This is a genomic window from Rhodococcus sp. JVH1 (assembly GCF_000280725.2).
GTDB classification, from domain to species: domain Bacteria; phylum Actinomycetota; class Actinomycetes; order Mycobacteriales; family Mycobacteriaceae; genus Rhodococcus_F; species Rhodococcus_F jostii_A.
In genome coordinates this window covers 2,009,396-2,028,642 of the sequence record NZ_CP166289.1, presented here as the reverse complement: position 1 = coordinate 2,028,642, position 19,247 = coordinate 2,009,396, and the positions used below count along the sequence as shown (strand labels likewise).

Below are 19,247 nucleotides of genomic sequence, written 5' to 3'. Positions count from 1 at the left end.
TCTCGAGAGCATGCGGGCATGGATGCAGCCGCTCTCGACCGTGTCGGGGAACAGTTGGATACGTTTGTCGGTGAGGTGTTCTCGTCGCTGCCGCGCAAGGATCAGCGCGAGAAGGCGGGACTGTATGCCCGGGGGTTGATGCTCGACGGCCGGCGGAAGTCGATGCTGCCGATGGCGCAGCGGTTGCAGGTCGATCACCAACAGTTGCAGCAGTTCGTGACCACTTCGCCGTGGGATGTCACACCTGTGCGGAAAACACTGTCGCGCAGGGCGTGCGGTCTGATCACCCCGGATGCGTGGGTCATCGACGACACCGGGTTCATCAAGGACGGACCCGCCTCGCCGGGCGTGGCCCGGCAGTACTCGGGCACTCTCGGCAAGGTCGGCAACTGTCAGATCGCGGTCAGCGTGCACGCCGCCTCCGATGCCGCGTCCGCCCCACTGGACTGGCGGCTGTTTCTGCCCGAGAGCTGGGACGATCAATCGGCCGCCGACCCCGACGCCGTCGCGGCGATCACCGCCCGCCGGCGACGGTCGGCGATCCCCGACACCGAGCATCACCGCCCCAAATGGGCGATGGCGATCGAGATGATCGACGAGCTGATCGAGTGGGGCCGGATCCCGCCGGTCGTGGTCGCAGACGCTGGCTACGGCGACACCACCGCCTTCCGGCTGGCGCTGACCGAGCGGGGCATCGACTACGTCGTCGCCGTCAAGGGCGCGACCAGCGCCCATCCCGGCGACGCGGTCCCGGAGACCGCGGCCTACACCGGCCGCGGGCGCCCGCCGACGCCCCGTTACGGCCCGCACGCGACCTGCAAGGACCTCGTCCTCGCTGCCGGACGCAAGTCCCTGCGCACCGTGACCTGGCGCCGCGGCAGCAAGACCGACCCCACCAATCCGACCGCGTCGATGCGCTCGCGGTTCGCCGTGTTGCGGGTCCGTCCGGCGAACCGCGACATCCCCCGCGCCGAGGACGGCACCCTGCCCGCGGTGTGGTTGCTCGCCGAGTGGCCGACCGGCGCCGGCGAGCCCACCGACTACTGGCTCTCCACCCTTCCCGCCGACACCCCGCTGCCCGAGCTGGTACGGCTGGCGAAGATCCTCTGGCGCGTCGAGCACGACTACCGGGAGCTGAAAACCGGTCTCGGACTGGATCATTTCGAGGGCCGATCCTGGCTCGGCTGGCACCACCACGCCACCCTGGTCACCGCCGCCCACCTGTTCCTCACCACCCTCCGGCTCACCGACCCAAAAGCAGCCGGGCAGGACTGACGCTTTACGCCGTTCTCCGCGAACTCCAACGCGCACTTACCCGTTGTATCTACCTGCCCACTGTGCCACCACACCTTCCCCACATAACAAAGTCCTACTAGCAGGCCGTCGCATTAAAGATGTTTCGGTAATAGGGTGTGTCGTTGCGCGTGATTCGCACCGTGCTGCTTGATCATTGATGAATGGCAGGGAAGGAAATCGGTTCCGGCGAGGAGTCCGACGCCCGGAAGGTCAAGCAGCGCGGCGGTCGCCGTGATCTCGACGCGTTGCGTGACCGGCGGATGCAGGCCGCGGAGATGTTTGCCGCAGGACGACGACAGATCGATGTCGCGGTCGAGTTGGAGGTATCTCAGCAGACCGCCTCACGCTGGCATCGACAGTGGATCGAAGGAGGCAACGAGGCATTGGAAGGTGCCGGTCGTGCGGGACGCCGGCCCCGGCTCGATGACGGCCAGATCGCCGTGATCCGAGAGGAATTACTCAAAGGACCCCACGCTCACGGCTTCGCGACCGGAGTGTGGATTCTGGGCAGGGTCGCGATCGTGATCGAGCGGCTCACCGGCGTGACCTACGGACCCACCCAGACCTGGTCGATCCTGCGGACTAGGCTGGGCTGGAGCCGGCAACGTCCCGCACGGCGGGCAGTCGAACGCGACGAGGACGCCATCGTCGCCTGGCGCGAGAACGAGTGGCCGCGGATAAAAAAAATAGCGCGGCGCCAAGGTGCATGGATCTGCACCCAGGACGAAAGCGGTGTCTCGCTGCTCCCGGTGGTCCGAGCAACCTGGGCGCCGAAAGACGTGACACCTGTGCTGCATCACCGATTCTCCTGGAAACGCATGTCCGTGGCAGGAGTCCTGGCCTATCGACACGACCGCAGTCGCAGCGCATTCGTGTTCTCCATGACCGACGGCGCCTACAACACCGACAAGCTCATCGACTCCCTCACCGAACTACGCGCCCATTTCGCCGGCGAGAAGGTCATCGTGATCTGGGACGGGCTCATGGCCCACCGGTCCCGCGCGATGACCGCGTGGCTGGCCACCCAACGCGACTGGCTCCACGTCGAACGCCTCCCTGACTAAGCGCCTGAGCTCAATCTCATCGAACAGGTCTGGGGCTGCATGAAATCCACCGAACTGGCCAACCTGCGCCCCGATACCCTCGACGAGGTCCGTGTGGCGACCGAGTCCGGGCTGACTCGGATCGGCTCGAGCTACGACCTGTGTCACAGCTTCCTCGACCACACCGGACTTCCTTATGATCAGTTCTCACTCAATTACCGAAACATCTTTAAGCGAAGGGAATCGGCAGTTCCGCGGACCCCAGGAAGACAGGAATCAGGCGGAAGAGGAATGATCTACGAGGTTGGGACTCCGGGGTAGAAGCCCCTGAGCGCTCCCAAGACCTCGGCGGCGATTCGCATCTCGCCGAGGTTGTTGGGGTGGAAATTGTCTGCGCCAAAGGGCTCTGCCACATTGGAAGCGGGTCCGCGATTCTGAGGGTCCTCAAACAGGAAGTTGATCGGAACGTAGTAGCCGCCTGCCCGCACGCACAATTCGCGAGCGGTTTCCTCGTGTGCGTTGGGACTCTCTAGGCTTGCCCACGCGCCGGGGCATACCAGCGTGGCGTTCGGGTTCTTCTGTCGAAAAGTCGTAATGAGTCTTCCGAAGTTTTCGCGGTAGGCGTCGAGTTCGGTCTTGGACTTGTCGTTGGTAACCAATTCGACGACGCCCAGATCCAACCCGGCAGGGATAGCTTCGGGGGCATACGAGGATGTGGTCGCGGCAGTACCGGGTGGTTCGGGAAGTTTCGGAATTGCGATTCGCTCGACGGGGCCACCCTGCCCAAGTGCCTGAACGACTAGATTGGGCCACGCATACTGGAGCGTCGATGACGCCATGCCTGATGTGATCGACGTGCCGAGGAACAGTGCTCGCATCGGGCGGCCCTCAGGACGAATCTGTGATGGGCTGACGACAAGTGGCGTCTGGTTCGTCTGACTCGGCTCCGCGGTGTAAGAGCTTGTGAAGTCCGCACTACCTCGTGTCCCGGAGATCGCTGCCGCGACCAGTAGGAGGACGGCGACAACGGCCGCCGTCGAGCCAGCGATCATCCGGCCCCGCTTCGTCTGAAGGAACTTCATCAACGACCTTATTTTCGCGCTTTGCACGCCTCAGTATATGACTAGACACCGACGCCACAATCCTGGTATTCGCCTGTGATCCTGCCCATAGTTTCGGTTCTTCGAAGTCGCTATGGGCCTGGACAAGTGAAATTCGCCTACCAGTGCCATCATGTGCGTGTGCGCAGGGGGCTGTCGGCACTGCACACACCCTATCCATCGAGAGAGGTGTCGACCTGACGGAGTCCGACTGAGCAAGCCCGTATTCCGAACAGCCGTAGTGCCCGCGGCTGGTATGGGTACGCGATTTCTGCCCGCCCCCAAGACGGTGCCGAAAGAACTGCTGCCCGTAGTCGATACGCCTGGCATCGAGCTGGTGGCGGGGGAAGCCGCCGATTCGGGTGCCGGACGGCTAGTGATTGTAACTTCACCCGGCAAGGACGGTGTGGTAGCGCATTTTGTCGAAGACCTGGTGCTCGAGAGCAAACTTGAGGCCGCCGGCAGGCATCACCTGCTCGAGAAGGTGCGCAAGGCGCCGGGATTGTTGGCGGTGGAATCCGTTGTCCAGGAGCAGCCGGATGATCTGGTGCTGCCGAATGGTGTTCTCGAAATCATGGCGCGGGTGCGCGCGAAGCGTGGCGGAACAGTGCTGTGCGCCATCGACGTTCCCAAAGGTCAGGTGAGCGCGTACGGCGTCTTCGATGTCGAGGCGGTGTCCGACGCCGTGAACCCGGACGTGCTGAAGGTAATCGGCATGGTGGAGAAGCCGAAACTGGAGGACGCCCCGTCGACGCTCGCAGCGGCGGGCCGCTACCTCCTGGACCGAGCGATCTTCGACGCGCTCCGGCGGATCGAACTTGGCGCCGGTGGCGAGCTGCAGCTGACCGACGTGATCGCACTACTGATCGCGGAGGGTCACCCAGTGCACGTGGTGGTGCACCGCGTTTCGCGGCACGACCTCGGCAACCCCGGCGGCTTTCTGCGCGCGTCCGTTGATTTGGCGCTCGAACATCCGGACTACGGCCCCGGGCTTCGTGAGTGGCTGGGCGAACGACTGCTTCCTCGGCCGATAGGCAGCCACCGCTCCCGGCTGTCGATAGCATTGCGTAATCGGTACCGGTGGGCCGTTATCTTGGTGTTACCCCCTAGGGAGCCTTGGTCCCTAGGACTCAAGGAATTGTCTCGAGTTTTCAGCCGGGAGTAACGCACGTATTGTCCGCTCCACATTGCAGGCACCATGCCTGAACAGCCACTTTGCGGATGGCACGGCCGGCGAGCGATCATCGGACTTCGGCGCAGCGGACCGCGGCGGTCGGCCTGACAGACCGCAGGTCCCTGGTGGTGTGCGGCCACATGCTGGTCGGGACGCAAACTGAACCACCAACTCGGCGGTCAGAGGCGAAGCCTCACTGGTAGTGAGTGCGCAAAATACATAGACCCTGATCAAATTGCCAGCACGAACTGCAGGTACAGGGTTCACGGGGCGACAACTCGCTGTCATTCACGCAGTATATTTTCACTGTGACCTGCAACAGGAACGTGTTCTCACGGCACGTTTGGCCTTGGTGTGACTCTCACCACTGTCTCACCACTCGATGTGTAACGGAGTGGTCAAGAGTGCGATCATCAATCCAGCAACAAAACAGGGGGGCGGGTCTCATCCACCGCCACGCGGTCCGAAACAGCAGCGCTTGCTGGCTTATAGGTGGAAGGCACGAATGTGACAGCATTCGATTTTTCGGCAAGCACCACCTCTGGTGCGCCGGATGCGACGACGATCCCTGCGGAGGCTGTCAGGCTGGGTAATCGGAGAGCCTGGCAGGCGGCCTACATCAGGCGGTTGTGGATCTCGGACACGTTGGTCGTGATCGCCGCAGTGGCGCTCGCGCAATGGGTGCGATTCGGAGACAGCGGCACTCTGAGTACTTCCTCAAGCGTTCACACTCTCAGCTACACGCTCGTTTCAGCGGCGCTGATCATCGCGTGGCTCGCGACTCTGGTGATCTTCAGGACTCGCACCGTTCGGGTGATCGGAAGTGGGCCGGACGAGTACCGCCGGATCTTCGTGTCGACCGTGCGCCTCTTCGGTCTCATCGCGATCGTTTCACTCTTGTTTCGCCTCGATCTGGCGCGCCTGTATCTCGCCTTTGCGTTTCCGGTGGGCTTGCTCGGGTTGGTAGTGAGCCGGTGGGTGTGGCGTCAAGTAATCACGCGCAAGCGTGCGCGGGGAGAGTTTCAGACCTCCGTCTTGGTGGTGGGTGGCGAACGCTCTGTGCGGAATCTCGCCGAATCTTTCGAGCGCGGAACGGCTGACGGCTATCGCGTTGTGGGCGTGTGCATCCCGGGAGGTAACGGCAATCGCGGCGACGAGATCACCGTCACCGGACACGAAATCCCCATACTTGGCGACGAGCGCGACGTGGTGAGGGCGTTGGAGTTCTGCCACGCCGACACCGTTGCCGTGACGGCGACCGAACATCTCGGTCACGAAGGCATGCGCAATCTCGCCTGGGACCTAGAGCCGCACCACGTAGACTTGGTGGTTGCCCCTGGGATGATGGACGTCTCTGGGCCGCGCCTGTCGATGCGGCCCGTCGCGGGCCTTCCGCTGATCCACGTGGAGAAGCCGCAATACCACGGTGCGCAGAGGTTTTCGAAGCTCTTGTTCGACTTCGTGTTTGCCACACTGGCGCTGATCCTCATCAGTCCCGTGATGATCGCGGCCGCACTGGCGATCAAACTCACGAGCAGGGGCCCGGTATTTTACCGGTCGGAGCGGATGGGCCTCGACGGAAAGCCGTTTCCGATGCTCAAGTTCCGCAGCATGGTGGTGGACGCCGACAAGCAGGTGGCCTCGCTAATGAACGGGAATGATGGTGCCGGCGTGTTGTTCAAGTTGCGTGAAGACCCCCGGGTGACGAGCGTCGGCCGAATCATGCGCAAGTACAGCCTTGACGAGTTGCCACAGTTCATCAACGTGCTGCGTCGTGAGATGAGTGTGGTGGGCCCCCGTCCGCCCCTCCGCTGCGAGGTGGAAGCCTACGACGGCACCGTGCGCCGCCGACTGCTGGTGAAGCCCGGCATTACCGGCTTGTGGCAGGTGAGTGGACGCTCGGACCTATCGTGGGAAGAGACTGTGCGCCTAGATCTCTCGTATGTGGAGAACTGGTCGATGGTGTGGGATGTGCTGATCATCGGCAAGACCGTGCGGGCGGTGGTGGCGGGTGACGGAGCGTATTGAGGTCCAGATCCAGACCGAATGCACGTCGGCGCAATTGCTTTGCTCGACAGGACGAAACGATAAGGAACATGTATGACGCGGTCCGTAGCGATCCTTGGAACAAGAGGCTATCCGAGCTATTACGGTGGCTTTGAGACTTTGGTGCGGCGATTAGCGCCATACCTTGTCTCGCGTGGCTGGGACGTTACTGTTTACGGTCGCAAAGGGTCTACCACAGATGACGACCCCAACCGGGATCTTCAGGTGAAGGCGACAACGACAGTTGGCATCGAGTCGAAGTCTCTCAGCACCCTTTCATACGGGCTGACGTCAACATTGAACGCCGCAGCCTGTAACCCTGACGTCGCACTTGTGATGAACGTCGCTAATGGATTCTGGCTGCCAGCGTTAAAAGCCCGCGGAATTCCGACGGTTGTCAACGTCGATGGCATCGAGTGGGAGCGCGACAAGTGGGGGAAGCGTGCGAAACAAGTGTTCTATGGCGGCGCGAGACTGACCGCGAAATATGCGACTCGACTCGTCATGGACTCTACGGAGATCGAGCGCCGATGGGTTCGAGAGTTCAGGCGCTCGGGGGACTTTATTCCCTATGGAGGGGAGTTAGTTCAATCGATGGGGCCAGTCGAAGGCCTCACCCCCGGTGAGTATGTACTTCTAGTCGCTCGATTTGTTCCAGAAAACACGGTGCCGGAGTTCATCGCAGCGGCGGAGGTATTGAGTCGTGACCACGATGTAGTCATCGTCGGCTCCTCTGGGTACGGAGGGGTATTGGACCGTGCAGTCGAACAGTTGGTTGAGCGCTCGTCCCGAATCCGGTGGTTGGGCCACGTAAGCAACGACTCGACCCTTTTCGCTCTCTGGCAAAATGCAGGTGCCTACTTTCACGGTCACAGCGTGGGGGGAACCAATCCGGCGTTGGTACAGGCCATGGCGTGTGGCGCGCCAATCGTTGCCCGAGACACCGTCTACAACCGCGAGGTTCTTCAGGATAGTGGTCTATTCGTCCAGCCGAATCCGAACGAAATCGCCGCAGCATGCACTAGGTTACTAAATAGCCCAAATCTCCGGCTCGATATATCTCAGCGTTCTTCTGCTCGCGCCCAACAACATTATTCATGGGATTCCGTATGCAGCGAATATGAGAAATCGCTCTTAGGTGCAATCGCAGGAAGGACGGCTGGGAGGACTCGCGGCTATGCTAATTAATCTTCTGAGTCATTATGCATCACGGCTCAAGGGGGGGGACTATCAAATAGACACCCGGCTAGATCTTACTGACGTCATATCATTAGTAAGACGGCGCCTGGCGATGAAGACACGCGGTTATATTCGTTTTCCGTTTCGGGGACATCGGCCATTTATAGGCTCGGGAGTCCGAATACGCGCTCGAGGGCGTATAAAGTTCGGTGGCTCGCTCACGATTGATGATGGCGCCTTTATAGACGCGACGTCTGTGAACGGGGTGAGGCTAGGCCACAATGTATCACTAGGACGAAACTCAAGAATCGAATGCACGGGCAATATACAGAACTTAGGAACAGGGTTCTGTGCAGGTGACAACGTCGGTTTGGGCACCGACAACCTATTCGGAAGTGCAGGCGGGATAAAAATTGGACGAGAAACGATCATAGGAAACTATTGCTCGTTCCACTCCGAGAACCATAACACCTCCGACATCAAGACCCCGATCAGAATGCAGGGAGTCACGCGCCAGGGCATTGAGATCGGGGAGGACTGCTGGATCGGGTCGCGCGTCACCATACTGGACGGCGTCACAACGGGGCGCGGGTGCATCTTCGCTGCCGGTTCTGTAGTCCGTTCCGGATATTACGAAGACTTTGGAATCTATGCAGGAGTGCCGGCGAAACTTGTTCGGTTCAGGGATGGTGAGAACGGAAATGCTGCCTAAAACAATACTTGTTGCCCATCCATCGCCTGACCTTTATGGATCAGATCTCCAGCTGTTGGAAAGTGTTCGCGGGCTACTCGAATTCGGTTACAGAGTTGTTGTCACGATACCGCGGTGCGGGCCACTCGCTGAGCATCTCGAACAATTAGGAGCCCAGATACAGATTCTGGAAACTCCAGTGCTTCGGAAATCTGCGCTTTCGCCGATCGGGCTAATTCGTCTGTTCTTCGCAAGCCTGACCGCAGTCTTCTCGCAAGTACGCATGCTCCGACGAATGAGACCCGAGATATTATACGTCAATACGATAACGATTCCATCCTGGTTGATTGCGGCTCAGTTGACACGCAGTACGTCGATCTGCCACGTTCACGAGGCCGAAGATCGAGGTAACCGATTAATCCGAAAGGCCATAATAAGCCCACTTTGGATGGCTGATTGTGTATTGGTTAATAGTAATGCATCCCGGCACGCAATCGTCAAGGTTGCTCCGAGTCTCGATCACAAGCTATCAAAAGTATATAATGGAATTAATGGTCCAGATTATATGCCGCAGCCTCCCCCAGTTCCCTCGCGAGGCGATGAGGTTCGCATAGCACTCGTAGCGCGTTTGTCCCCGCGAAAAGGGATCGATATCGCCCTGGAGGCTATCGCGGAACTCCGCCGTGAAGGCCGGAATGTAAAGATTGAGATTTGTGGTTCAGTCTTTCCGGGCTACGAGTGGTTCGAGGATTCTCTGCGAAGGCGGGCTGCTCAGCCCGATCTTATCGGAGCCGTCCGCTTCTCGGGATACGTATCTCCAGTCTGGCCGATGCTAGCAGCGAGTCACATGGCAGTTGTGCCCTCGCGGGCTGAGCCATTCGGGAATACCGCCGTGGAAGCGCAGCTGGCGATGCGCCCGGTTGTCGTCTCTGATACGCAGGGCCTAAGAGAGATAGTAGTGGATCGCGTAACTGGCCTTCTCTTCCAACCGGGAAGTTCCATCGAATTAGCTCAAAGGCTCCGTGAATTAATTGAGTCTCCGGATCTTGGCGGGACAATAGCACTAAACGGCTATAAGGATGCGCACAAGCGTTTCAGTACTGACCGGTATCGATCTGAAATATGTCAACACGTCGCCAGACTCGACGGAAGAGTGCCCCTTAAATTGGGGGGCCGAAAGTATGAACCCGATGTCGACGATGTAAAGCACCAGCGCGTGATGCGGTCATTTCGACCGGCGCTAAATAGAGCAAAGTATGCACTTAAGATGCCTGAGGGTAAACGATACGTAGAGAGAATCTTCGCGGTAAGAGTAGCGATGCTTCCGGGATTCCCTCACCGTGCTCGGTTGGTGTTGCTGCGCCGCATAGGAATTGAAGTAGCGCATGCGAGCATCTCCCATTCTGTAACTTTTCGCAACACGAACGTTCGCATCGAAAAGGGTGCGGTTATTAAGGCGGGTACTCGATTCTTAGGAACAGCGGCGATAGTTGTTGGCGAGAATGTAACAATCAGCAAAAATAGTAAAATTACAACTCGTGTCGAGCATAGGAATCCGCTTGATAACGGTCCAGCGCTCTGGCTTGATCATCCAGTTCGGTTGGTAATGGAAGGTGATACTTGGAACTTCGGGAAGACCGGAAGCCAACAGCAAGTGGGGGGGGACACATGATTCGCCTCCTAGGCGGTTGGGGCTACGAGAATCTGGGCGACGAAGCGATACTTGCGGGTTACGTGCAGTACCTCGGTGCGAGAGAGAGATTCCACATTGCGTCGGCGGCGCCACCGCGAACCCGGATTGCGCAAGGCGGTGCAGTTGATGTGAGGCGCGAGGGTCAACCTTGGCACGGTGCGTCAAACGTCCTCATCGGCGGCGGGGGATATATCAATGGCGGGTGGCTTCCGAACATTTACACGAAGCTCGGCGCCCTTGCATGTGATACCCGGCAGGCTCAAGTTGTGGCCCACGGAATCGAGGTCCGCAAGATGAATAATCGAACGAAGCAAGCCCTTCTAGCTCGCGTACTACGAGGCGGTGAAGTGGCGGTTCGAGATGCAGAGTCAGCGGCGGAGCTCGAAAGGTGCGACGTCAATAGTGTGGACATACTTCCAGATGCAATATCATTGCTGGTCCCTCATATCGAGAAGTATCTAGAGCCTGCGCCAAGTCTGAAAGGGAAGATCCTTATCAATCTTCTCGACGTACCTGGCCGCAGTGACTCAGATGAATCCGAGCTTAATGTTCGTGCGTGGAATGAATTTGCGGATTCGCTTTTGACGAAACTCGGTGATCGAGCGGTAGGTTTGATTGTTGGGGCTTATGACCACGAGTATATGAAGAGGTTTCGTCATCTAAGTTTCGTGGAACCGCGTACCGTTGGGCAACTCCTTTCGGTCATTGACAACGCTGCTGGGATTGTCTCGGTTCGCATGCACCCGGCACTACTAGCTTCCGCCATGGGCAAGCCTGTCGTTGCGATACCCTATTGCGGAAAGGTACGACCGACCCTGTCGCGGATCGGTATTCATTCAAGAATTCTCGGTCGGCTCGACGTGGATTACGCCCTCGATCTTCTCTCTGAACCGTACTCCGCGGCCTCTGCGTGGGAGAAAGCGCACCGAGAGAACGAAGTTTGGCTGGATGACAAGCTATTCCAAGTACAGCCGAGCGTGCGAGGAGAGTTCCGATGAATGCCGATCATCCATCGCTGGAAGCTGTTCAAAATTCTGTCGGAGTGGTTATTGTTCACTATTATCGATTCAGCGACCTCCTTCACTTAGTTTCGGAACTTATCGAGACACAGGGTGTATGCCCGACTAATATAGTTGTTTGTGACAATGGATCGAACCCGGGCGAGATGGAAACCCTGCATTCCTGTCATTCAAGAATCGAAATCCGGGCATTTCCTAATGTAGGCTATGGCGCCGCCGTTAATCACGGCGTCGCCGCATTGCCGGCATCGTGTGACTTCATCTTCATCGCTACTCATGAACTGCGCTTGGACGAAGGTTGTCTCGCGGCGCTCGCAAGCGTGATGCAGTCCGACGACAATCTGGGTATGGTTGGGCCCCTACTGAAGCATCTGGATCGCCCTGCCGAGGTTTGGTCCGTTGGGGGTCAATTCCGTGGTTTGCGACGGCTTCCAGAACATTTGCTGGAGGTAGGGTCGGAAGTGCCGGTCGCGAGAACCTGTGACTGGTTGGACGGCTGTGCCGTTCTCGCACGGCGCACTTCACTTCGGCACGTTGGTGGGCTTGCTGAGGCGTACTTTCTCTATTTCGAGGATGTCGAACTGGGATGCGCAATGCGAACAGCGGGTTGGGGTGTTGCATCCTATAGTGGCGCTGTAGCATATCAATCCCCTGGTGGTCATATGGATCACCGCTTGGCCATACGAAACTTAGCCTGGTTGCATCGGCAATACGCGCACTGGATTCCCTATGCGTTATGGACTATTGAAAACCTCGTTCGGGTTGTGGTGGGGACAATCGTCCGACCGCGCGGCGCTCTGATACGCCAGCGAGGTCGGGTCTTGGGCTTGATCCAAGCGTTTCGATTGCCCGACGAATTGCACTCAAGGAGACTGAATATGCGGACATCTGCGATCAGGCCGTTGGTGGCTACGACCAGCTCGACGCGTGCCCAGGGCGGTTATCCGGATGCAGAGTGATTCATCAGTCCAGGAAGTCACATGTGTGGCATGGGCATCCTCATACATCCGTGCAGACGGCGGCGGACAACGTGTGCAAGCATTGGCCCGTGCTTTGGAGAACTCGGGGATTGTGATTCGGCGAATCGGCATAGGTCCCCAGGAACCGGCTGAGATCGCGGCTAGAAACTCCGGGTTACACGAACTGAAGCGAAAGTTCTTGCCGGTGCCACTTCGCCGCCGCATGGAAAGGGAGTTGAGTTCCAAGTTAGCCACGGACAATGCAGTTAGCTTCGTTTCAGGTACACACCGCTGGTGTGTTCAGAACTCTACCAATACTTGGATCGACTATCCCGATCTCTGGAGTGAGTACGCGCGAAACAATGCTAGGTCAGTGGGATACATTCCCAGCATCACTAGCCGGCTTCAGGCTGAAGTATGGTCTCGGCGGGAAATTGTCGAGTCGTCCGCTGCTCGCGTAGTTACGACCGCGTCGTGGACGGATTCGGAAATTCTGGGCGGCGCGGCCGTGTGGCTTCCGAACCCGACCCACGAAGCGGCTCAGCTAGCGAGCAAAAAGGTGGCGCCTGGGTCGGGTGAGCCAATATTTGGCATGCTCGCAAACTTTGACTATCCGCCAAATAGGGACGCGTATCGTCGACTCATTGAAGAGTGGATTCCTCATCTTGGGCTCAACTCGAATCGGGTCATTGTGGCGGGTTTTGGATCTAACGACCTACCGGTCAACGAGTGCATCGATATGTGGGGTCCGTTGGAGTCAACGGACGAATTTTATCGTAGAGTCGATGTCGCGCTTGCCCCTATCGCGTTGGGTGGTGGAATGAAAGTTAAAGTCGTTGAGGCCATGGCTCACGGTCTGCCGGTGATTACCACCGAGCAAGCACGTGCGGGGCTTCCGCCCGCTATTCGAGCGGAATGTATAGATTGGCGCGAATTCGCACTTGCCAATCGTTGTGTGGTCAAGGATCCACGAGATAATGCCGACGTCGCCATAGAACTTCGAACATTTAGCCGTGAGTGGTTTGACGCGAAGGTATTAGAGTTATGGTCTGAGCGGATTGCGCCGTTATGACCACCACAAAGGCAGGGCGGATCGACGACCTGTTGGATCGAAAGCCCGGCGAAGTCTCGCGTTGGCCGGCGGTCGTTGCAGTAGTTGCTGCGTTTCTAATCCCAGTCTTCGACACTATTGGCGCCGGCCCAATTCTCTTGGCCCTTATAGGCATTGTGGCTATCTGGACGCTTCCGAACGCGCCCCGGATCGGAGTGAACCTTGCAGTAGCGGGAGTGATAATCTTCGGCCTCAGCATTGCCCTCTACGAAGGGGGCGGTCGCGGAAACTACTTCTATGATGTCGGTATCGTCTTGGGTGTTGCGCCCTGTGCGTACCTCCTAGGCCGTCGCCTCGGATCTGCAAATCTCGGACAGGTATATGTCCTGCGAGCAGTAATCATTCTATCTCTGGTGGGCGTGATTGTTGGAATTTTGGAATACCTGGAGTCGCGATACTTAATCTCCAACAGTCTCTTTTCCGAGACTCCAACACGGAACGGTCAGTTTCGGTCGCGTGGTCTATTCCCGCAATCGTTGGTCCTCGCGCTATTCTGTGCAGTCAGCATCCCGCTTACGTTTGATAAGAGAGTGGTCTCTCGGACTTTACTGAGGGTCCTGACAGTAATGGTCCTGGCTCTTGGAATCTATACGACGGCTTCTCGCGGTGCGCCGCTTGCACTATTCTTAGCTGGAGTTGTTTGGTTAATTTGCTACGCCGTTACTACGAAATCGGCTCGCATTGCGTTCTCGCTTTTCGCAATTCTCGTTGGATTTGTTGCTCTTCTAGTTGGATCTGGGAACCCATTCTCTGGCAACCAAACGTCGCTCGTGACTTCATCGGATGGCGCTGTAGCCTCCGCCCAGTACCGCGCTGAACTTTATAGGCAAGTACTGCCAGTCGTCGCTGAGAAACCTTTTGGATTTGGGCTTGGAAGGGTGCCCGAGCATATCATTGTATTCCATTCGTACTTCGGGACCCTCGATGCGTCTCGTACAGTTGATAGTGAGTATGTTCTCGGGTTGTTGAAATTTGGGCTAGTGGGTCTCGTTTTCTATCTGTATCTTTGGTATATGGTGGTGCGTCGCTTGTCGGAAAGGCCGACAGCGGTTGGATTCGCGCTCGTTGTCCTCCTATTTTCAGGCGTATTCCTCGCACTTCAGTCGTGGTTAACGGTCGTCTTCATTCTTCCGCTGCTATTTGGCTTGCAAATCGGTGAGGTTGGGCGAGCTGGAGCGCGAGCGAGTTGATCAAACTCATAATTGTAAGTAATTGCATGCCGGGGCGGGTCTTGCCCGCAGGCCGGTCGCATCTGGTCGAGAGGGGATGGCGATGGTTCGCCATCGAGCAGTAGTGAAGGTCACCCCAAACGCGAATCGCAGCATTCTCTGGAATTTGGTAACCGGTCCTGTTGTTCTTGGGCTGAATCTGATACTCGTCCCGATTTCAATTTATGTTGCCGGGGCAAGTGATTACGGTGTCTGGGCATTGTGTTTCGGGGCGGCCTCACTTCTGGGGCAGGCTGATCTTGGTCTGGGGACCTCGGTGGTCCGACAGCTTGCGGCGTGGCGGGCTCAGCGGGAAGTTGAGAGAGAGGGCTACGCCAAAACTGTGGCGATGGGGCTCTTTCTCTGCTTGGGAATCACGCTTTCGTTGACGATGATTCCTGCAATGAACCTGTACTTTTCCGGTAGGCATGTTTCGGACGAGTTGGAGCTGCGGTGGTTTCTGATACCTGCAGCCGCAAGTCTATTGCTGATGATTCTTTCTCGATATTCTATTTCTGTCATACAAAGTTATGGATGGTTCTATCCCGAGCGTATCCTTGCGATTCTGGGGATTGTGGTGCGAGGTTGTATATTGCTGACTGGGCTTGTTACCGGAGCGGGAATCGGTTTTGTCATAGTTGCGGACATCTCGGCGGTAGTGGTGCTCGTCTTTGGGTCCGCTTTGTATATGTATTATTCGGGTATAGGCCCTGAGTTTAATATCATTTTTGCTGCGCGTAGTGGTGTGACGCGTCCCCTGCTGCAGTTTGGGGTTCCTACCTTTCTTTCAAGTATATCCTCGCTAGTTGCGCTTCAAGCGCCTCTCTTTTTCGTTGGCTGGTCCGCAGGATACGCAGACGCGGCCGTGTACTCCGCAATAACGAGAATTTTTATGAGTGCACGGATGTCGTTTGGTTGGGTTACTGGCCCCTCCCTGCCTGAGATATCGGCCGCCGCACATGTGAGTGACCATCGTGGAATCGCACGGAAGAATGTCCGATCCGTTTTGATCTTGTGCGCCGTCGTTAGCTGCCTAGTTGCGCCATGCCTGGTCGCTGGGGACGAACTTCTGGGGGCGTGGTTGGGTGCTGAGTTTAGTGAGTTTGGGCCAGTCCTTGCTATTGTTTCGATCGCAATATTTCTCTATGCCCTATATGCGCCCGGTGTCGTTTTTGCGACCGCACTCGGCCACCCCGGCGTTGTGGCAGTGCAAAACGTCCTTCTTTGCGGTCTTACGGTAGTGCTCTGCGTGTTCCTTGTTCCAGATCATGGTGCCGAAGGCGCGGCAATCGCCTCCCTTTTGGGAATAGGTATCTTGTTCCCGGTGAATCAGGTGTCGCTGAAGAAGATTACCGGCTTTCCTTGGTTGACCACGACCTTCCTTTGCGTACTGTATCTTTCGTTGCTTTCCCTCCTTGTCTGGATCTCCGGTCTGATACTAGACGATCTTTCGGCTCCGACAGTTGTAAAGATCTTGATATTTGGTGCTGAGTGCGCCGCCTGTGGGATGATTACTGCTCGGTACTTGGTACCCCGTTTCGGTGGGAAAGTATGTCTGAGACGCCCTTGAGCTGAGCAGTGGGCGCGGGTGCATATGCCATTTCATCCTTCGTTACTGGGCGTACTGTCCTTGTCTCCCGCTTCGATCAAGTCCTGACCTGAGTTGGCTCACGTTTCGGGCGGTGAACGGGTACTCACGCCTGTGACCTGCTCGTTCGTATTCGTATCGGGCGGATTTCACGCACTAATCGCATCGGTTTAGGCTAGGTTTACGCTCGGCGGGTGGCGTTTATCAGGAAGGTGCGCACCAAATTCGGGGCCACGGCCGTGCAGATCGCCCGATACGCAAACGGCCGGCAGGAGATCGTCACACATATCGGCTCCGCCCACACCGACCTCGAACTCGGGATGCTCCTCGAACGCGCCCGAGCATGGCTCGAACCCGACCAGCAGGCTCTCGATCTGGATGTCACACCCCAGATCCCGGTCGAAAAACCCCTGCCCACCGGTCAGAAGGCACTGCTTGACCCCGCCGAGAAACCCGCGAGGATCGATGAGCCGGGACGTACCGAATCCACCGGATCGGTGCTGCTGCGCCAGGTGATGACCGACGTGTACGAGCAACTCGGCTTCGGAATCGTCGGCTATGAGGTGTTCCGCGATCTGGTGATCGCCCGCATCGTCGAACCCGGTTCGAAACTCGACGCCGGCCGGGTCCTGCAGGACCTCGGCGCCGACCCGCCCAGCTACGCCACGATCAAACGCCACCTCAAGCAGGTCATCACCGGCGAGTACCGGGACAAGATCGCCGAGCAGTGCTTCGCCCACGCTGCTGAAACCGGCGGCCTGAGCCTGTTGCTCTACGATGTGACGACCTTGTTATGCCGACGTCGGCATAACAAGGTTTATGCCGACGTTACGGTGATGCCGATGTCCGGGAGGGTTGCGCAGGTCAGCCTGTAGTTCTCCGCGGCTGTTGGCGGCATAACGAGCAGGTGCAAGCCTACGAATAGTGTCTATTCGGAGGTGGTTCTCATGAAAACGGTGATGCCCGCGACGGGTCGTGGACCGCTGTCTGGGGCGGTGATGGAGCAGCTGTCGGCGTGGCTCGCAACAGAACGATACGCCAGGTCGATGGTTCCGCAGATCCTGGGAGTGACGCGCGGACTGAGCGCGTGGATGGACGATCACGACATCGCGTTACAAGCCCTAACGGTCGGTGTTCTCGACTCGTTCGAAGCCGCATACGGCCGGACAGTGCCAGGCCATACACTCGTCGCCACACGGATGCCGCCGCTACGCCGGTTCCTCACCGAGACCGGATATCTACCCGGTGTCGAACTGGCGCGCAGACAAGTTCGTCGACCGGTCAACAAGCCCGCACCACCGATCAGCACAGCCGCGGATCGTGAGCTCGATCAGTGGGCACGATGGCAGCGTGAGGTCGGTGGAATCGGTGCCGGCTGTATCGGGCATCGACGAATCTGGATGGCCGAACTGGTCGACTCGCTGTGCCCGACCGATGACCGTATCGACTGGAGCACCTGCGACGTCGCGACACTCAACACGTTCATTGTGGCCCGCTCGGCCGGACTCTCGTCGGCTTCGTGCACGCTGATCGTCGACGCGACACGATCGCTGATGCGATGGGCACTGGCAACCGGCCGGGTGACACACGATCTGACGGGCGGGATCCTGCGGACCCGTGCCACACGAGTGACGTTGCCGCGCGCGTTGTCACCGACCCAGGTCGAGGCCCTGCTCGCCGCGTGCCACCCGAAATCGGTTTCCGGTGTCCGGGATCGAGCCGTGATCACACTATTGTGGCGGCTCGGACTGCGAGCCGGGGAGACCGCACACCTGTGCCTGGACGACATCGACTGGGCCGCAGGGAGGCTGAGCGTGGTGGGCAAAGGGCCACGGCGGTTGACCCTGCCGCTACCTGTCGACGTGGGCCGGGCGCTGGTCACCTGGCTCGCAGTGCGGCCCACGAACGCGTGCGACCGGGCGCTGTTCGTTCGGGTGCGTCCCCCGATCCGCGCGTTGTCCAGCGGGGGGATCTCCGACATCGTCAAGCATCGCGGCGAGGCAGCCGGTCTGGGTGCCGTCCACGCACACCGGCTGCGGCACACCGCAGCGATGAACGTCATCGCCGGCGGCGGGAACCTGATCGAGGCCCAGGAACTTCTCGGGCACCGCAGCGCGGCCAGCACCCAGACATACGCCAGGACCGACGTGACATCGTTGCGGACCCTGACGGTGCCGTTCGGGCAGGTGCCACGATGAGCCTGCACGACGATCTCGACGTCTACCTGACCCAGCGTCGCGGGCTGGGATTTGCACTGAAGACGACCGAATACCTGCTGCGTCAGTTCTGCGGTTGGCTCGAAACCCGTGGCAAGTCCGATACGTTCACCATCGACGACGCGGTGGCATGGGCCCGTGACCGCCCCGACGCAGCACCGGTGTGGTGGTCGCAGCGACTGACCGCCGTGTGCCCGTTCGCGGCCTGGCTGAACGCATCCGACGCGGATATCCCGGTCATTCCCGCAGCACTGCTGCCCACCGGAACGACCAGACAGATCCCGTTCATCTACTCCCAAGAGGACCTGGATCGGCTGCTCGGCGCGTGCCCGGCCTTCTTCCCGAGCCCGAGAGTGGCCGCGACGATGCGCACGATCATCGGGCTGCTCGCCGCCACCGGACTACGAATCGGTGAGGCGCTTCGCCTGACCATCCCCAACATCGACGTCGCCGAGCATCTGCTGACCGTTCACGGCACGAAAACTCCGCTCGACCGGCTCGTGCCGCTGGATCCGACCACGACCGGCACGCTGGTCGAGTACGTGAATTCGCCTGCACGGCTGGCGACCGGCCCGTCACCGAGCGGACCGATCTTCGTGAACAACCGCGGCGGCGCCTTCGTCGTCGAAACGATAGAACAGCACTTCGCCTCGCTCGTCGACACCCTCGAACTGACACCCGCCGGACAGCGCAGACCCCGGCTGCAGGACCTGCGGCATACTTTCGCCACCCGGCACATGATCGCTGCCTACACCCGTGGCGCCGATCCCACCCGCACCCTGACACTGCTGTCCACCTGGCTCGGACACACCGGCCCGGAACACACCTACTGGTATTACTCCGATTCTCGGGTTATTCCGATGCCCGCTCCTTCCTGCGCGTAAGAGGCCTGGGACCTTGGCTGACGCGCTCTGGCAACTATCG

The 19,247-nt window shown here is 58.8% G+C and carries 15 protein-coding genes and 1 pseudogene; 15 read left to right on the top strand and 1 reads right to left on the bottom strand.

All coding sequences use genetic code 11. The features are described 5' to 3' along the window. The first annotated feature begins 18 nt into the window (after positions 1-18). Positions 19-1,275, top strand: a complete 1,257-nt coding sequence (locus JVH1_RS09330) for an IS701 family transposase (RefSeq protein WP_009478742.1) — start codon at positions 19-21, stop codon at positions 1,273-1,275. A gap of 182 nt (positions 1,276-1,457) precedes the next feature. Beyond that, a complete protein-coding gene (locus JVH1_RS09325; RefSeq protein ID WP_009478743.1) occupies positions 1,458-2,360 on the top strand; it encodes an IS630 family transposase in 903 nt (300 codons plus the stop codon). Between the two features lie 275 nt (positions 2,361-2,635). Here the strand turns inward: JVH1_RS09325 and JVH1_RS09320 are convergent, their stop codons facing one another. Beyond that, complete coding sequence (locus tag JVH1_RS09320) at positions 2,636-3,421, bottom strand: SGNH/GDSL hydrolase family protein (RefSeq protein WP_009478744.1); 786 nt, start codon at positions 3,419-3,421, stop codon at positions 2,636-2,638. A 229-nt stretch (positions 3,422-3,650) separates the two neighbouring features. Here JVH1_RS09320 and JVH1_RS09315 point away from each other — a divergent pair. The 13 genes and pseudogenes from JVH1_RS09315 to JVH1_RS09255 all read left to right on the top strand — a co-directional run. Beyond that, positions 3,651-4,457, top strand: a pseudogene (locus JVH1_RS09315) (UTP--glucose-1-phosphate uridylyltransferase); the annotation flags it as partial. Positions 4,458-5,120: 663 nt separating this feature from the next. Continuing rightward, positions 5,121-6,641, top strand: coding sequence for a sugar transferase (locus tag JVH1_RS09310; protein ID WP_009478745.1), 1,521 nt, complete (start codon positions 5,121-5,123; stop codon positions 6,639-6,641). Between the two features lie 72 nt (positions 6,642-6,713). Beyond that, positions 6,714-7,847, top strand: a complete 1,134-nt coding sequence (locus JVH1_RS09305) for a glycosyltransferase (RefSeq protein WP_043781564.1) — start codon at positions 6,714-6,716, stop codon at positions 7,845-7,847. Then, on the top strand, positions 7,837-8,550 hold the full coding sequence (locus JVH1_RS09300; RefSeq protein ID WP_063720711.1) for an acyltransferase: 714 nt from the start codon (positions 7,837-7,839) through the stop codon (positions 8,548-8,550). Before JVH1_RS09305 ends, JVH1_RS09300 begins: the two co-directional genes overlap by 11 nt. Beyond that, positions 8,489-10,201 (top strand): glycosyltransferase, encoded by a 1,713-nt coding sequence (locus JVH1_RS09295; protein WP_043781566.1) that lies wholly within the window; start codon positions 8,489-8,491, stop codon positions 10,199-10,201. Before JVH1_RS09300 ends, JVH1_RS09295 begins: the two co-directional genes overlap by 62 nt. After that, the gene (locus tag JVH1_RS09290) at positions 10,198-11,220 is read left to right on the top strand and encodes a polysaccharide pyruvyl transferase family protein (protein WP_083849861.1); all 1,023 of its coding nucleotides are present in this window, start codon (positions 10,198-10,200) and stop codon (positions 11,218-11,220) included. The genes JVH1_RS09295 and JVH1_RS09290 overlap by 4 nt, the downstream gene beginning before the upstream one ends. Beyond that, positions 11,217-12,200, top strand: a complete 984-nt coding sequence (locus JVH1_RS09285; RefSeq protein WP_083849862.1) for a glycosyltransferase — start codon at positions 11,217-11,219, stop codon at positions 12,198-12,200. The genes JVH1_RS09290 and JVH1_RS09285 overlap by 4 nt, the downstream gene beginning before the upstream one ends. Positions 12,201-12,792: 592 nt before the next feature. Further along, positions 12,793-13,272: a glycosyltransferase family 4 protein gene (locus JVH1_RS09280; RefSeq protein WP_157174079.1), complete on the top strand. Its 480-nt coding sequence runs from the start codon at positions 12,793-12,795 to the stop codon at positions 13,270-13,272. After that, positions 13,269-14,501: an O-antigen ligase gene (locus JVH1_RS09275; protein WP_083849864.1), complete on the top strand. Its 1,233-nt coding sequence runs from the start codon at positions 13,269-13,271 to the stop codon at positions 14,499-14,501. Before JVH1_RS09280 ends, JVH1_RS09275 begins: the two co-directional genes overlap by 4 nt. Positions 14,502-14,604: 103 nt before the next feature. Further along, positions 14,605-16,089: a lipopolysaccharide biosynthesis protein gene (locus JVH1_RS09270; RefSeq protein WP_157174080.1), complete on the top strand. Its 1,485-nt coding sequence runs from the start codon at positions 14,605-14,607 to the stop codon at positions 16,087-16,089. A 212-nt stretch (positions 16,090-16,301) separates the two neighbouring features. Further along, positions 16,302-16,982 carry a hypothetical protein gene (locus tag JVH1_RS09265; RefSeq protein ID WP_371112964.1) on the top strand — a complete coding sequence of 227 codons (681 nt, stop codon included), beginning with the start codon at positions 16,302-16,304 and terminating at the stop codon, positions 16,980-16,982. A gap of 72 nt (positions 16,983-17,054) precedes the next feature. Further along, positions 17,055-18,305: a tyrosine-type recombinase/integrase gene (locus JVH1_RS09260; RefSeq protein ID WP_043781577.1), complete on the top strand. Its 1,251-nt coding sequence runs from the start codon at positions 17,055-17,057 to the stop codon at positions 18,303-18,305. Continuing rightward, positions 18,302-19,207, top strand: a complete 906-nt coding sequence (locus JVH1_RS09255; RefSeq protein ID WP_371112963.1) for a tyrosine-type recombinase/integrase — start codon at positions 18,302-18,304, stop codon at positions 19,205-19,207. Before JVH1_RS09260 ends, JVH1_RS09255 begins: the two co-directional genes overlap by 4 nt. The last annotated feature ends 40 nt before the right edge of the window (positions 19,208-19,247 follow it).